12 protein-coding genes are annotated in these 15,712 nt (G+C 73.5%); 7 read left to right on the top strand and 5 right to left on the bottom strand.

Going from position 1 to position 15,712, the window contains the following annotated elements; genetic code table 11:
- The first annotated feature begins 12 nt into the window (after positions 1-12).
- On the top strand, positions 13-846 hold the full coding sequence (locus ACFVVO_RS17175) for a polysaccharide deacetylase family protein (RefSeq protein WP_390055702.1): 834 nt from the start codon (positions 13-15) through the stop codon (positions 844-846).
- Between the two features lie 27 nt (positions 847-873).
- On the opposite strand, the gene ACFVVO_RS17170 is transcribed toward ACFVVO_RS17175, so the two are convergent.
- A complete protein-coding gene (locus tag ACFVVO_RS17170) occupies positions 874-1,557 on the bottom strand; it encodes a class F sortase (RefSeq protein WP_390055700.1) in 684 nt (227 codons plus the stop codon).
- Between the two features lie 332 nt (positions 1,558-1,889).
- Here ACFVVO_RS17170 and ACFVVO_RS17165 point away from each other — a divergent pair, with 332 nt between their 5' ends.
- The gene (locus ACFVVO_RS17165; protein ID WP_390055699.1) at positions 1,890-2,792 is read left to right on the top strand and encodes a hypothetical protein; all 903 of its coding nucleotides are present in this window, start codon (positions 1,890-1,892) and stop codon (positions 2,790-2,792) included.
- A gap of 117 nt (positions 2,793-2,909) precedes the next feature.
- Here ACFVVO_RS17165 and ACFVVO_RS17160 read toward each other — a convergent pair whose 3' ends face one another.
- Together ACFVVO_RS17160 and ACFVVO_RS17155 are read right to left on the bottom strand one after the other, a co-directional pair.
- Positions 2,910-3,674: a hypothetical protein gene (locus ACFVVO_RS17160; RefSeq protein WP_390055697.1), complete on the bottom strand. Its 765-nt coding sequence runs from the start codon at positions 3,672-3,674 to the stop codon at positions 2,910-2,912.
- 30 nt (positions 3,675-3,704) lie between these two features.
- Positions 3,705-3,833, bottom strand: coding sequence for a hypothetical protein (locus ACFVVO_RS17155; RefSeq protein ID WP_365124768.1), 129 nt, complete (start codon positions 3,831-3,833; stop codon positions 3,705-3,707).
- 747 nt (positions 3,834-4,580) lie between these two features.
- On the opposite strand from ACFVVO_RS17155, the gene ACFVVO_RS17150 reads away from it, so the two are divergent.
- From ACFVVO_RS17150 to ACFVVO_RS17135, 4 genes are all read left to right on the top strand, one after another.
- Positions 4,581-5,543, top strand: a complete 963-nt coding sequence (locus ACFVVO_RS17150) for an SCO0930 family lipoprotein (protein WP_390055694.1) — start codon at positions 4,581-4,583, stop codon at positions 5,541-5,543.
- Between the two features lie 278 nt (positions 5,544-5,821).
- The gene (locus ACFVVO_RS17145) at positions 5,822-6,634 is read left to right on the top strand and encodes an SAM-dependent methyltransferase (RefSeq protein ID WP_390055693.1); all 813 of its coding nucleotides are present in this window, start codon (positions 5,822-5,824) and stop codon (positions 6,632-6,634) included.
- Complete coding sequence (locus ACFVVO_RS17140) at positions 6,631-8,775, top strand: putative bifunctional diguanylate cyclase/phosphodiesterase (RefSeq protein WP_390055691.1); 2,145 nt, start codon at positions 6,631-6,633, stop codon at positions 8,773-8,775. The genes ACFVVO_RS17145 and ACFVVO_RS17140 overlap by 4 nt, the downstream gene beginning before the upstream one ends.
- A 90-nt stretch (positions 8,776-8,865) precedes the next feature.
- A complete protein-coding gene (locus ACFVVO_RS17135; RefSeq protein WP_390055690.1) occupies positions 8,866-10,014 on the top strand; it encodes a tetratricopeptide repeat protein in 1,149 nt (382 codons plus the stop codon).
- Between the two features lie 307 nt (positions 10,015-10,321).
- On the opposite strand, the gene ACFVVO_RS17130 is transcribed toward ACFVVO_RS17135, so the two are convergent.
- Entirely contained in the window at positions 10,322-11,239 is a 918-nt protein-coding gene (locus ACFVVO_RS17130) for a hypothetical protein (RefSeq protein WP_390055689.1), read from the bottom strand.
- Positions 11,236-11,631 (bottom strand): hypothetical protein, encoded by a 396-nt coding sequence (locus tag ACFVVO_RS17125; RefSeq protein WP_390055687.1) that lies wholly within the window; start codon positions 11,629-11,631, stop codon positions 11,236-11,238. The genes ACFVVO_RS17130 and ACFVVO_RS17125 overlap by 4 nt, the downstream gene beginning before the upstream one ends.
- 145 nt (positions 11,632-11,776) lie before the next feature.
- On the opposite strand from ACFVVO_RS17125, the gene ACFVVO_RS17120 reads away from it, so the two are divergent.
- Positions 11,777-15,622: a CHAT domain-containing protein gene (locus ACFVVO_RS17120; RefSeq protein ID WP_390055685.1), complete on the top strand. Its 3,846-nt coding sequence runs from the start codon at positions 11,777-11,779 to the stop codon at positions 15,620-15,622.
- The last annotated feature ends 90 nt before the right edge of the window (positions 15,623-15,712 follow it).

The following is a 15,712-nucleotide window of genomic DNA, read 5'->3' as shown; positions in this document are numbered from 1 at the left end:
GACTGATGAGTCATGCAGAAGGATCAGTTGTTCACACGGCGCCGCATGCTGCTCGCCGGGACCGCCGCGCTGGGCGCCGCGGGCACCGCGGGAATCGTCCTGGCCGGCGGCGAGGAGCCGGCCCGCACCGCCGCACCCGTCGCCGGTCCCCAGGCCCGCCAGCAGCTCAAGTCCTCGGCCTTCCGGCTCCAGCCGCTCACCGGATACGGCCCGCCGCGCGCCGCGCCCCGCAAGCCCAAGGTCCGGCACGAGCCCATCCTGCGCATCTCCGGACGCGGCCGGCAGATGATGCTGACGTTCGACGACGGCCCCAACCCTGCCTACACCCCGCACATCCTGGACACCCTCGCCAAGTACGACGTACGGGCGATGTTCTTCGTCTGCGGGGAGTGCGTCGTGGACAACCGGGAACTGCTGGCCCGGATGGCCGACGAGGGGCACGTCGTCGGCAACCACACCTGGACGCATCCCCTGCTGACCAGCCTCAACCGCAAGGAGATCCGCTCCGAGATGGAGCGGACCAGCGACGTCATCGAGGACAGCTACGGCGAGCGCCCCCAGTGGTTCCGCGCGCCCTACGGCGCCTGGAACCGCGCCGCCTTCCAGATCGGCTCCGATCTGGGCATGGAGCCGATGGCCTGGACGGTCGACACGACCGACTGGATGACGCCCGGCACCGGCACCATCATCGACCGGGTGGAGGGCGGCGCCGCCCCCGGAGTCGTGGTGCTCTCCCACGACGCCGGGGGCGACCGTTCGCAGAGCGTCAAGGCGATCCGGGAGTACCTGCCCCATCTGCTCGACTCCGGCTACCACCTCACCGTGCCGCCCCGGCGCGTCACCTGAGGGGGCGTCCGCCCGCCCGGCGGCGGCTCACTCGACCGCGACCAGGCGGGCGAAGACGACGACGTTGCCGTCGTAGCCGTGCTGCTTGGTGAAACCGCCGCCGCAGGTGATCACCCGCAGCTCCGGGGTGCCCTTCGAGCCGTACACCCGGTTGCCGGGGAAGCTGCTCTTCGCGAAGACCTCCACGCCGTAGATCTCGAACACGGGGGTCTTCCCGTCCTGGCGCCGGACCTCGATCCGGTTGCCCTTCTTCAGGGCCCCGAGCCCGAAGAACACGGCGGGGCCCCGCTGGTTGTCGACGTGCCCGACGATCACCGCGGTGCCCTTCTCCCCGGGGGACACGGCACCGGTGAACCAGCCCGCCAGGTTGGGGTCCTCCGGCGGCGGAGCGCCGACCCAGCCCTGGGTGTCCAGGCCGACGGGCTGGACGGGCGCGTCGACGTGGATCGCCGGGATCCGGACCTGCTCGACCGGGGAGAACGCCAGCGGGGTGATGGCGGCCGCCGCCGCGGCCGGGTCCGTCTCCGGCGTGGCACGGCTGTCCGCGGCCGCCGCCGACGCGGGCTGCGGCGGTCCGACGTCGAACTCACCCGAGCCATTGCGGATGAGCGCCAGACCAGTCAGCAGAACAAGCGCTATCACGCCCCAGGGGGCACGCTTGCGCCGCCGCTCCTCCTCTTCGGCCAGCTCGGCCAGCTCGGACGCAGACATTCGCCATCCCCTCTCGACGCGGCGGTCACCACGTCTTCGCGCATGGGAAAACGCTAAGTCCCGCGCGAGGGGCGGGCGACGGGGCGACGGGCGAACGGGTGGCCCGTCACCTCGTCGGTGCGCCATCCGAGTTGCAGAGGAAAGGATTTTTCTGATGGGCCGTGACCTGCACGAATATCCGATTGTGTGGTTGTCCGTCGGCGTGTCCGCTCACCAGAACGGACCATTCTCGATGTGCGGGCGTGTTCCGGGCGCCTGAGGGTCTTGTCGGGAGGTGCTTTCTCGCCGATCGCCCGGGAACCGGACCCGGGGTGCCTCCCGCGGAGGATCACATGCGAAACCAACGTGCCCTGGGGGCCGCGTGCGCTGCGGTCGCCGTACTGGGGCTTGCAACCGCCCCCGTGGCCGTCGCGGACGGCATGGGCAACGGGGGCGGCCCGTCGGACACCACCGGGACCGGGAACACCGGGGCGGTGGTGATCCCCGGAACCGGCAACGGAAACTTCAACGGAATCCTCCCAGGGAACGGACTCCTCCCCGGGAACGGGACTTTCCCGGGGAACGGCAACTTCCCCGGCAACGGCAACTTCCCCGGCAACGGCAACTTCCCGGGGAACGGGAACTTCCCCGGGAACGGGAACGCCAATTTCAACGGCAACATCAACGGCAACTTCAACGGTCACATCAACGGCAACATCGGCGGTGGCCGGGGCAACGGCAACTTCAACAACGGCCGGGGCAACGACAACTTCGGCAACGGTCGCGGCGACATCTTCGGAGACGGCAACTTCGGGGGCGACGGGAACTTCGGTGACGACTTCGGCCAGGGCGGCGACTTCGGCAACCACCGCGACATCATCGTCTCGCCCGACGTCCTCCCGGCCGGCGGCCGGCTCACCGTGACCGTGAACGGCTGCCGCGGTGGCACAGCGTCCTCGCGCGCCTTCGGCACCATCCGGCTCACGCCGGTCCGCGACAGCGTCTCGCGCGGTGTCGCCCACGTCGACCGTGACGCCCGGCCCGGGCGGTACGAGATCACGGTCAACTGCAACGGCCGCACCCTGACCCGCCCGGCGGCCTTCACCGTGCTCGGCGGTGTCCAGGGCGGCCTAGGCGGCAGCAGGTCCACCGGCGCCACGTCGACCGACATGGCCATCGGCGGCGGGCTGGTGGCCGCGGCCGTGTTCGGGGGCGGCACGTTCTGGCTGCGCCGCCGGCCCGGCAAGCGCGTCTGACCGGCCCCGGCTCCCGCCCCGCCGGAGCCCGGCCCCCTTCGACGGCCCTCACCTCGCCCCGGTCCCGTTACGTGACCGGGGCGAAGTCCTGCGGCGGCCCGATCCAGACGAAGGACCCTAGTTCCCGGCGCCCGGGATCAGGGTGAGGAACGGCTCGGCGGTCGCCGCGATGCCCCGGCTGTAGGGGGCGTCGAAGTCCCAGATGAGGAAGAGCATGAAGGCGATGGTCGCGGAGAACAGTCCGGCCAGCACCAACTCACGTGCGGTGCGCCGGATCTGCAGGGCGAAGACCATGCCGATGGTGATCACCGCCCCGCTGAGCAGCCCCCACCACACCACGGACGGCATGGTCGGGCCGGTCGAGTCGGCGCGCGCGTTGCGCGCCTGGTCGGCGGCGGCCATCTGGTCCAGCACCGGCTGGTACGCCTGCGCCTCGAAGTCGTTCCCGGGCCGATAGTCGGTCACGTCGTGGCGGACCCGCGCCAGCAGCGCGCCGCCGTGCTCGGTGACCTGGCCGCGCTCGGTCATCGACCTCCACTCGGTGGTCACCACGTATCGGGCGTACGCGTCGACGTCGGCCCGGATCCGGCCGCGGACGTCGGGCGGATACACCCGGACCCGCTCGGAGATCTCGTGCAGCGCCTGGGCCTCGGCCTGCACATGGTCCTGGGCGGCGCTGCGCGCCTCCCACACGCCCGCGATGGCCAGGCCCAGGACGATCGCGTACACCACGCCGATCCACATGGTCATGTACTCGATGACGTCCGGGGTCTCATTGGGGTCCTCGTCCTCGGGAGCCCTCTTGTGCCGTACGAGGGTGATGACGACCACGACGGCACAGGCCCCCAGCATGGCGAGGACGAGAACAAGCCAATCCGACAACGGTGCCTCCAGAGGTGAGCGGCCGGCGCGTCAGCGCGGGCGCAGCGCCGCGACGGCGACGATCGCGGGCACGGTGATGAGCAGGACGTAGGTGACCGGTGAGGTGGGGGAGGGGGCTGTGTGGTGGGCCGGCCGCGGGCGGTACGCCGGGTAGCTCACCGGGGTCGCGGCGGGCCGTGGGGCGGGCTTGGCGGACGGGGTGGGCTTCGGCGCCGGAGGTGGGGCGGGCGGGGGAGTGGGCCTGGGCCTGGGCCGGGGCACGGGCGCTGCCGGGGCGAGCCGGGCGGGGGGCCGTGGCTTCGGAGGGGGTTTGGGCGCCGGGGTCGGCCTCGGCTTCGGCGCCGGGGTCGGGGTCGGCGTAGGGGTGGGCGTCGGGGTGGGCGTGGGCGTCGGGGTGGGGGTCGGTGGGCACGGGGGCGGGGTGGGTTCCGGGCACGGCGGGGCGGTGGGCCAGTGGCCGCCGCCTCCCGCCACGGCCACCGCCACCGTGCCGTCCGGGCCTGTCGAGGCGTACGCACAGGCGTCGGCCGACGCGGTCCCGGCCGGGCAGCCCACCAGGGTCCAGGTCAGTGCCACCAGGGCCAACACCCGTGTGACGGGCGCGCATCGGGTCGCTTCGGGTCCTTGCACGACGAAGATCATGAGGCGCGGAGCGGGGCCGTAGTCCGAGGTGCCCGGGGATTGATCCGAAGGGATGACAAAACGCCATCAATGGTTTGACAGGGTGAAACACATCAACTGGCCTGTTTGATCCGCTTTGTGCTCCCTCTCTCCGGGGCCGCGTCACAGGAAGCGAAAAGAATTTCGCGCCCGGGTTGAACGCTCCCGCCCCTTCGCCGCGTACCCATGGCCGTGCGGCGGCGCAGCAGGGCGCTGCAATATGCAGGCGAATTATGGGAGTTGACGATGAGGACCTCCTGGCGGACCGCCTCACTGGTGGCTACGGCCGCTTCGGTGCTGGCACTGACGACGGCGTGCGGTCAGGACAACACCACGACCCCCGCGTCGGCGGCCCAGAACGTGGGGGCCACGGCGGCGGCGGGCGACTACGGCAGCCCGGCCGGTACGGATACGGGCGCCGGCAACGGGTACGGCGCCGACGGCAACCAGAGCTCCAGCTCCCCGAGCCCGGCCACCCCAGCGGGCAAGCTGACCGTGGCCGCCAACCCCGACCTGGGCAATGTGCTGACGGACGGCTCCGGCCTCACCCTCTACCGGTTCGACAAGGACACCGCCAACCCGCCCAAGTCGAACTGCTCCGGCGACTGCGCCACCACGTGGCCGCCGGTGCCCGCGGACGACGCCACCGCCGGCGCCGGGATCGACAAGGCGCTGCTGGGCGAGGTCACCCGGGCCGACGGCGGCAAGCAGCTGACCGTGGGCGGCTGGCCCGCCTACCGCTACGCCAAGGACGTCAACTCCGGTGACGTCAACGGCCAGGGCGTGGGCGGCAAGTGGTTCGCGCTCGCCCCCGACGGCAAGAAGGCCAAGGTGTCCGACCTGCCCGGTCTGTCCGTGCACAAGGACCCCAAACTGGGCGACATCGTCGTGGACAAGAACGGCATGACGGTCTACCGCTTCCTGAAGGACCAGGCCTGGCCGAAGTCCGTCTCGAACTGCACCGGCGCCTGCCTGGAGAAGTGGCCGGCCGTCGGCCCGGTGAAGGCCGACGACACCGAGGGCGTGAAGAAGAAGGGGCTCATGCCCTTCACCCGGCCCGACGGCGTCAAGCAGATGTCGGTCAACTGCTGGCCGATCTACACCTTCTCCGGTGACAAGGCCCCCGGAGACACCAACGGTCAGGGCGTGGGCGGCACTTGGTACGCCGTCTCGCCCGACGGCAAGCCGGTCGGCGCGCCGGGCAAGTAAGGATCACCTCCCCAGGGTCGATCGCCCCGCCCACGGCGCGTGACCGAAGGTCCGCCCCCTCCGCACCGCACGGAGGGGGCGGACCGTTCGTGTGCCGTGCGAATCACCGGAACGGCCGGAGCGTCGTGACACAGCGGGGTCGCACGGGCACTTGCCGCAGGCAGTGACCGGGAACGGATGGTCAATTTCCGGTTCGGGTCGCTCCGTTGGCGGGCGATCAGTAGCCTCTGCTCGAACACCGGATCGCCTTCCCCGTCAGCCACCCCTGGGAGAGATACATGGAGCGTCCCGCCTGGGCCCCCCGGAGCATCGACATCTCGGTGCCGAGCGTTTCGCGTATCTACGACTACTACCTGGGCGGATCGCACAACTTCGAGGTCGACCGGGAAGCGGCCCGCAGGGCCATGGAGTTCATGCCGGGGCTGCCGAAGATCATGCAGGCCAACCGGGCGTTCATGCGCCGCGCGGTGCGCTTCGCGGCGGGCGAGGGCATCACCCAGTTCCTGGACATCGGCTCCGGCATCCCCACCTTCGGCAACGTCCACGAGGTGGCCCGGTCCGCGGCGCCGGACGCCCGGGTGATGTACGTCGACCACGACCCGGTCGCGGTGGCGCACAGCCAGGCCGTACTCCAGGGCGACGAGGGCACGGACGTGATCGCCGCCGACCTGCGCAAGCCCCGGGAAATCCTCGCGAGCCCCCAACTGAGCCGTCTCATCGACCTGAATCGGCCAGTGGCGCTGCTTCTCGTTGCGATACTTCACTTCGTGGAAGACGTGGACGACCCCTGCGGGGCGATGGCCGAGCTGCGCGAGGCACTCGCGCCCGGCAGCCTGCTGATCCTCACCCATGCCTCGTACGAGGGAATCCCCCTGACGGCGGAGCGGGCCGAGGGCACGGTGGACGTGTACAGGGACATTCGCAACCCGCTGATCATGCGCTCGCACGACGACATCGCGCGGTTCTTCGAGGGGTACGACATGGTGGAACCCGGGCTGGTGCCGATGCCGCACTGGCGGCCGGAGTCGGCGCCGGAGGACGAGGATCCCTATGCCTTCTCCGGGTTCGCCGGCGTGGGGCGCAAGGCGTGAGCGCGGAGCCGGACGGGCCGGAGGACAGACTGCGCCGGTTCGCGACGATCTGGAGCCGGGCGGTCTTCCCGGTCACCTCCACCTCACTGACCCGCGCGGAGTTCGAGCAGCGGCTCCTGCCCCTCGCGGGCCGGTTGCGCGACCTGCTGCACACCCGCGGCTTCGTCGCCGAGGAGGCGAAAGCCATCGGCTCCGCGCTGGTCGGGGCGCACTGCACCGACCCCGAGGCGCTCGCCCGCACCCTGGACTGCGTAGACGCCTACCTGGTGCTCTACTGCGGCGACGACAGCCCGCGGGACGAACTGCGTGCACGCTCCTCGCGGTTGCAGCACGCGATGGCCGCCGGATACGCGCAGGCGCTGCGCGAGCGCACCCTCGCCGAACAGGAGGCCATCGCCCAGGCCGCGCTGCGGGCCCAGGGCGTGGTGGCCCAGGCGCTGCACGCGAGCGAGGCCCGGTTCCGCGCCGTGTTCGAGGGCGCGGCCATAGGTATCGGCATCGCCGACCTGGACGGCAACATCCTGCAGGTCAACAAGGCGCTGCTGCGCATGTTCGGCCTCCCCGAACCGGGCCTGCGCGGCCGCCGGGTGCTGGAGTGGACCCACCCGGAGGACGCGCCGCAGATCTGGAAGCTCTACGAGGAACTGGTCCGCGGCGAGCGTGAGCACTACCACGTCGAGAAGGCCTTCAACCGCCCCGACGGAACGGCTCTGTGGACCAACCTGACGGTCTCCCTGCTCCGGGACGCCGACGGAAACCCGCAGTACCAGCTCGCGCTCATGGAGGACACCACCGAGCGCCGCCTGCTCAATCTCCGGCTGCGCTACGAGGCCACGCACGACGCCCTCACCGGCCTGCCCAACCGCACGCTGTTCTTCGAACGCCTGGAGAAGGCCCTCGGCGCGGGCGAGGGCCAGCGCTTCGGCCTGTGCTACCTCGACCTGGACGGCTTCAAGACCATCAACGACAGCCTCGGCCACGCGGCCGGCGACCGGCTGCTGGTGGAGGTCGCCGACCGGCTCCAGTCCTGCGCCACCGCGCCCGGCGAGATGGTCGCCCGGCTCGGCGGCGACGAGTTCGTGGCGCTGACCACCGGCACCGACACCGAGAGCGAGGTCGACGAACTCGCCGAGCGCATCATGAGCGCCCTGGTCACCCCCGTCAGCATCGACGGCCGGGATCTGCTGGTGCGCGGCAGCCTCGGCATCGTGGAGGGCCCGGCGGGCGAGCGCACCGCGGCGGAGGTGCTGCGCAGCGCGGACATCACCATGTACCGGGCCAAGTCGGCGGGCGGCAACCGCTCAGAACTGGCCGACCCGGAGGCGGACGCCCGCGCCATCACCCGCCACGGCCTCACCACCGCCCTGCCGACGGCCCTGGAGCGCGGCGAGTTCTTCATCGAGTACCAGCCGCTCGTCCACCTCGGCGACGGCAGCGTCCGCGGCGCCGAGGCCCTGGTCCGCTGGCTGCACCCGCAGCACGGCGTGCTCGGCCCCGACCGGTTCATCCCGCTCGCCGAGCACACCGGCCTGATCGTGCCGCTAGGCCGCTGGGTCCTGGAGGAGTCCATCCGGCAGGCCCGCGAATGGCGGGAACGGCAGGCCGGCCAGGGCGCCGCGGGCCCGCTGCGCATCAACGTCAACCTGTCCCCGTGCCAGCTCGGCCATCCCGGCCTGGTCCAGGACACGGTCGACATCCTCGAACGCGCGGGCGTCACGCCGGACGCCCTCTGCCTGGAGGTCACCGAGTCGGCGCTGATCGGCGCCGACGACGACCTCCTCAAACCGCTGCGCCGGCTCGCCGAGATGGGCGTCGACATCGCCCTGGACGACTTCGGCACCGGCTACTCCAACCTCGCCAACCTGCGCCGGCTCCCGGTGAGCGTCCTGAAACTGGACCGCTCCTTCACCCGGGGCATGCAGCAGTTCCCGGCCGACCCGGTCGACCTGAAGATCGTCGAGGGCATCGTCTCCCTGGCCCACAGCCTCGACCTCGCGGTCACCGTCGAGGGCGTGGAGACCGGCGCCCAGGCCGAGCAACTGCGCATCCTGGGCTGCGACACGGCCCAGGGCTGGTACTACGCCAGGCCGGGTCCGCCGGAGCGGCTGCACGAGCTGGCGCTCGTGGACGCGGCCGGCTGACGGCCGCCCCGCCGGGGTACGACTACGACGGGCGGGCCGTGTCCGCGCCCGCCACCGCGTCGTTCACCGTACCCGAGGACGGAGGACCGGATGACGGATCGCTCGGTGAATGAACTGCGCGTACGAGTAGCCCAGTTGGAGGCGAGCCAGGGACCGCGGGAACTGGAGACCACGGCGGCCCGCCACGGTCTGGCGGGGGCCCTGCACGAGTCCGGGCAGCTGATCGAGGCGGTGGAGCAGTACGCGCTGGCCTGGGACGGGTTCGCGCGGCGATTCGGCTCGTCGCATCTGTTCACCCTCACCTGCCTGAACAATTTCGCCCTGGTGCTGCGGGACCTGCGCCGCTGGGACGAGGCGCTGAACCTCTTCCGACAGGTGCACACGGAGCGCGCCGCCTCGCTGGGGTCGGCGCACCCGCTGACCCTGAACGCCGCGAACAACTTCCTCAGCGTGCTGGTGAGGAAGGGCGACCTGGCCGCGGCGGCCGAGGAGTACCCGGCGTTCGTGGACGCCTGCGAGCACACCTTCGGTCCCGAGGACGGCACGACGCAGGCCGTCCGGCGGGACTACGCCGACGTCCTGCGCCGGCTCGGCCGGCACGATGAGGTCGTCCGGGTCCTCGGCACGTCCGCGATGTGGCCGGTCGGCCAGGTGCTCATCGGCTGCGCCCGGCTGCTGCGCTACACGGGACTGTTCCCGGTGGCGATGACCGCGAGCCGCTACGGTGCCGAACTGACGCTCAGTCTGCACGGGGGCGCCCGCACGGATCTCGGCGCCGGACGCGAGCTGCGCGACGACGACCTCGGCATCCGCTGCGCCGTGGTCGCCCCACGGGACCTCCCCGAGCCGTACGACCCCGCCGAGGATCTGCGGACGACGGCCGACCAGGTCGCGGACGCGCTGGGCGCGCTGGGCGAACACCTGGCCGAGGCGGACCGGGAGCTGGGCGAGGGACGGCTGAGGGTGCGGGTCCTCGTGCACCACGCCCACTGGCCGCGGCTGAGCGCGCCCCCGTCACTGACGGTGGACCGCAGGCTGATGTCCGCGCGCGACCGCACCCGGCACGACCGCGTGATGCGGTCGACCCCGCACCACCCGGCACCGGAACCGGCCGGCCGCCGCGGCCTCCTGGGCTCCCGGGGCGGCTTCTCGGTACGCCTGACCTCAGCACCACACGTCACCGTGTCCACGGCCATCGGGCTGGACGCCCTTCCACCGCCGTCACCGGCCGGGGCGTGAGGGCGCCGGCGCGGGCCCGTTCACGGCGGACTGGAGGCGGCTCCCGGTCCGATCCGGCCAGTGAGCCGTGCCGCTCGGCGGCTGCCCTGCAGCTCACCGGTCGGTCAGGACCGGGGATGCCGGCCCGCTGCTCCGGGCTATCGCCGGCCGGGCGTGAGGTGTCCTGTGCGGTGGCCGCCGGCTGCCCCTGCGCCCCGACCGGCCGGCCGTGATGGATGACGTGCGGTGCCCGCCGGCCGGATCGCGTCGTCAGCGGGCGGGAGCGGGCGGGCGCGAGGGGAGGCGGCCGCACCGGCGACCCGGTGCCTCATCCGTCGAGGCGCGACAGGTCCGTGCGGTCCTTGCGCAGCAGGGTGGTCGCCGTACCGCCCTCCTCCGGGCCGAGCCGGCCCGGGCAGTCGATCCCCAACTGCACCACCAGCTCGCGGCCGTAGAGGTCGACCGTCGCCTCCACGAGGTCGGCCTGCACGCCGACGGCGAGCCGGGCCCGGTGGCGGGCGGCGACCAGCACGCCGGCGGCGAGCACGGCGGCGGGCCACCACACCACGGTGAGCGGCAGATAGAGCAGCCCCCAGCCCATGAGCCGCGCGCTCGCGCCGACGCCGGACCGGGCCTCGGCGAGTTCGGCCCGCGCCGCGTCCGGAACCAGCAGCCACAGCCGCGGCCAGGCGGCCGTCAGATCCAGGTGGTACGTGTCGTGCACCCGCTCGTCCACGGCGTACAGGCGATCCCCCATCCAGGTCGGCCGGGACGAGGGCTCGGGGCAGATCGCGTCGCGGCGCACGATCGCCGCCCGGAGCGCCTGCGCCGTGCGCGGAGTGCCGCCGGACGCCGTGAACTCCCGCAGCGCGGCGGTCACCTGCTCCTCGGCCCGCTGCCAGCGCCGTCCGCGCGAGGCGGCCAGCGCCCGCAGCACGGGCTCCTCGCCGGACGCCCACCACACGCGCTCCACGAGCTGGGCGGCACCCGAGGCGGCCAGTCCGGCGGCGGCCGAGGCGGCGGTGAACCCGGCGGTGCCGATCAGCACCGTCCCGAAGCGGCCGCTGGCCGGAGCGGCGGCGACCGAGTCCAGCCAGGCGGTCAGCACCCCCGGGTCGAGCGCGTGCCCGTGGCCGAGCAGCACCGCGACGGCCGCGGTGGACACGTAGAAGGCGCCCGGCAGGACGAGCAGCGCCGCCCAGCGGCCCGCCACCTGCTTGCCCAGCTCGGCGAGGATCGTGATCACAGCCGGATCTTCCGGGAGACCAGCGGGATGCCGGTCAGTCCGCAGGAAGGCGGCGGGGTCCGCGACGCACGCCGCCGCTCCTGCGGTTCGAGACGCGAGCAGGCGGCCTCGGCGGGGCAGCCCCAGACGGTGACCACGGGATGCGCACGCCCGCCCCGCAGCGGATCCAGGCCGCGCGGTCCCACCGTGAGCCCGTCGATGCCGTGCCGGGCGAAGGCGTCGTCCAGGGCGTCCAGGTCCGCCGTGACCGTGGGAGCGCGGCTGCCGGACCGGGCGGCCTCACCCAGCCGGGTCAGCGCGTCGCCCACCCCGTAGCGTTCGGCCCGCTCCCGCAGCCCGTCGTCCCCCGCCTGTGCGCACAGCCGCGCCAGCCGCTCCGCGATCTCGTCCATCGACGGCTCCTCGAACTCCCTCGCGCCACAGCCGTTCCCGTGGCCGGCGGGGTTCAACGTACCCGTCACCCGATGTGGTGGGCACGGGACGGACGGGAACCACGGGGGGAGCCGAGTCGTTGGGCGGGTGTACGGGGGTGATGTGATGGACGATCTGGAGCGGTACCTGCGGACCGGGGACGGCCGGGACCTGCCGCACCTGCCCCCCGCCGAGCTACCGCCGCCGCCCGGCGCGGACGCGGCGGACACCGCCCGCCTCGCCCTGCTCCGCTGGTTCCGCCATCTCCATCTGCCGGGCGTGCGCGGCCTGATGGAGTACCGCGCCGCGCTCCTGCTGGCCGGCACGCTGGACCACGTGCCGGAGGGTCTGCCCCCGCTGCCCGCCGCACTGCGCGAGAGCATGCGGAAGCCGGTTCCGGCGCGCCGTGGCCGGCGGTGGCCGCGGCGCGGCGACCGGGTGGCGCCCGGCGGCGACCGGAGGGCGCCCGGCGGCGACCGGAGGGCGCCGGGCGGCGAGGAGGAGCCGGTCGCCCTCGGCCCGGCCCGCATCGACCAACTTCTCTTCCTCATGGCCAGGTTCGAGGAGGAGCACGACTTCTCCGCCCTCGACACCGCACTGGACCTCCAGCGGCGCTGGCTCAAGGAGAAGGGCACGTCGGCGCGCGAGCGGGCCGCTCTGCTCACCGACCATGCCCACCTGCTCCTGCTCGTCGGCGAACTCGGCGCCCACCCCACCTGGCCGGCGGAGGGCGAGCTGGCCGCCGGCCTCGCCGTGGAGACCACGGCCCGGCACCAGGCGCGGCACGATCCGCACCTGGCCAACCGGCTGACGATCAAAGCCCGTTGCGCGATCACACGGTTCGACCTCGAAGCCGACCCATCCGGGCTGGAGCGCGCCGTGCACGACCTGCGCCGGGCCGTCGAGGCGGCCGGCCGCTGCGCCCCCGTGCCCCTGCACCCCGCACGCCACCTGGTGACCACGCTGACCCGGTGGTACGAGGTCACCGGCTCGCCGCAGACCCTCACCGAGGCGCTGACGGCGGCCCGCGACCTGGTGCGGGCCACGCACCCGGACGACCGCCGGGGCCCGGAGCACCGGGAGTGGCTGGGACAGTTGGAGGCGAAGGCGGTGCCCCGGCTCGGCGCGCAGGCGGTCGCCGCCGTGCTGGGTGAGCCTCCGGTGCCGTACGCACCCGACACCGAGCGGCACCACCGTGCCTGGTGGAGCACCGCCGAGGACGCGGACGCCCCGTGGACCGAGCGGCGAACGGCGGCGCTCGCCCTGGTCGCGGCGGTGCCCGGCCATGACCAGGACCGTCCCGGCGCCCTGCTGCTGGCAGCCCAGACCGAGATGCACGTCTGGCTGGACGGCGGCGACGAGGCTTCGCCCGGCCGGGCGCACCTGTGGGCCGTGTGGGCGGCCGACGCCATACCGCCGGAGCACCGGCTGGCCGGGCGGGCGCTGACCGTGCTGGCCGAGTCCACCCTCTACCGGGCGATCGAAGCGTCCTCCGAGAGCGACGAGCGACTCGTCGAGGAGGCGCTGGCGCACGCCCGGCGGGCCAGATCCGTGCTCCTGTCCGACGAACCGGACACCCCCCTCCTGCTGGAGCGGCTGGCGGTGCTGCTGGTCCGGGTGGCGAACCTGCTGTCGGACGGCACCCTCCTGGCGGAGTCGGTGGACATGCGCAGGCAGGCCCTGTCCCTGACCCCACGGACGGAGCCCTTCCGCCCGTTCCGCATGTCCAACCTGGCGGGCGCGCTGCGTGAACTGGCCGAGTACGAGGAGGACGCGGAGCTGGCCGACGAGGCACTCGTCGTCGCCCGCGAGGCCGCCGACGCGCTGGCCGAGGACCACCCGCGCAAACACGAGCTGCTGCTGAACCTGGCCGATCACCACATGCACGGGCGGGGCCGCGGGGAGCGTGCCGTCGGCCGGCTGACCGAGGCCGAGCGGCTCTACCGCGACGGCCTGGCCCGGTTGCCCGCGGACCACCCCGACCTGCCCCGCTTCACCAGCTCCATCAGCCAGGTGCGGCACATGCTGCACCGGGAGACGGGTGAGAGGGCGATCCTCGAGGACGCGGTCGGCCTGGCCCGGGACGCGGCGGCCCGTACCCCGGCCGACGACCGGTTCCACAGCGAGCGCCTCCTCCTGTTCGCCCGCGCCGCGACGGCGCTGTACGACCTGATCGAGGCGGACGGGCACCTGGACGCTGAGCTGCGCGCCGAAGCACTCGCCGCCTGGGACGGGGTCGCGGCGGACGCGCAACTGTCGACCATGCTGCTGTTCGAGGCCCAGGAGCAGCGCGCCCGTCTCGCCCGGGCCCTGGGCGACCCCCAGCACGCCCTGCGGGCACTGGAGGCCGCTCTCGCCGAGGTCCCCGGACTGGCCCGGCGCGCCTACGCCGGTCCGGTCCGCAAGAGCATCGCCCGCAGAGCACCCGAACTGGCCGTGCAGGCCGCGGTGGCGGCCATCGAGGCCGGCCGCCCCGGACACGCGGTCGAACTGCTGGAGAACGGCCGCGCGATCCTGTACGGGCAGGCGATCACGTCCTGGCGGCACCGGGCGGAACTGCGCGCGATCGACGTGAAGGCCGCCGATCGCCTGGAGGAGATCGACCGGCGCCTGGCCAACGCGGACTTCTTCGCGAACGTCGGGCGGATCGAGGTCAACGCGGTCACCCAGCACCGCTTCGGCCGCACCACGACGGACTCGACACGCAGCTGGGACCCGCGCCCCGGTTACGCGGCGCAGACCCGCGGACTCGCCGCCGAACGGGACCGCATCGTCGACGGCCTGGCCGCGGACCCACGATTCGCCGAGCTGACGGGCCGACGGCCACTGACCGCCCTGCGCGCCGCGACCGCCGGAGCCACCGTCGTGCTCGTCCTGGCCCACGAGTCCCGGGGCGAAGCCCTGCTCGTGCCGGCCGACCCCGCGGAACCCGTCGAGCACATCGCGCTGCCGGGCCTGACCGACGCGGCGGCATACGAGCACATCGCCGCGCTGACCACGGCCCTGCGGGACGCGGTGGACCCGACCGCCGGACCCGACCTCCGCGAGGCCGCGCAGTCCGAACTGCACGACGTCCTGGGCTGGTTGTGGGACGAGGTGACCTCGCCCGTCCTGGCCCGGCTGGACACGGCCGGGCCGGGACGGGCGAAGCCGCGGCTGTGGTGGTGCCCGGTGGGACCGGTGGTGCGGCTTCCCCTTCACGCGGCGGGCCGTCACCCGCGCTCGGCCGCCGAGGTCGAGGGCCGTGCCCGGAACCCCGCGGCCGGCGCCCCGCTCACCGTCATCGACCGGGTGATCCCCTCCTACGCCCCCACCCTCGGGGCGCTGGCCCACTCCCTGCGGGACACGCCCGGCCCACCGGCCGACGGACTGGGCCCGAGCTCCCTCGTCGTCGCCGTGCCGAACAGCCGGCACGGCCCACCGCTGCCCCTGGCCGAACGGGAGGCCCGCACCGTCCTCGCCGCGCTTCCCGGCGCGCGGCTGCTGATCGGCGAGGAGGCCGACCTGGCCACGGTGACGGCCGCGCTGCGCGACCACACCCTGGTCCACTTCGCCTGCCACGGGGACAACGACATCTCCCTCGGCCTGCTGCGCGGTGGCGGCCTGCACCTCGGGCGCGGGGAGACCCTGACCGCCGGCCAGATCCAGGACACCCCCCTGGAGCACGGCGCGCTGGCGATCCTCTCCGCGTGCAGCACGGCCCAGGCACACCCCCGGCTTCCGGACGAGCCGATGCATCTGGCGGCGGCCTTCCAACTGGCCGGATTCCGGGGGGTCATCGGCACCCTGTGGCACGCCCCGGACACCCCCGGGATGTCCCGGGAGCTCTACGCCGCCCTCACCGCGGGCGGCACCGCCCCGCCGGACACCGCGGCCTCGGCCCGGGCGCTCAACCGGGCCCAGCTCACCGTCCGCGACGCCTACCCGGCCGCCCCGACGCGCTGGGCGGCCTATCTGCACTCCGGCGCCTGAGCACCCGCTACCGAGCGGCGGCACCCGAGGCACCGGCGACCGAGCGCCGGCACCTGATCAACGGCACCCTGCCACCGGCGGCCCCCGGAC

The sequence above is a fragment of the Streptomyces sp. NPDC058145 genome (assembly GCF_042884245.1).
Taxonomy (GTDB): Bacteria; Actinomycetota; Actinomycetes; order Streptomycetales; family Streptomycetaceae; genus Streptomyces.
Note: the sequence above shows the minus strand (reverse complement) of the source record. Positions and strands in the feature narration are given on the sequence as shown.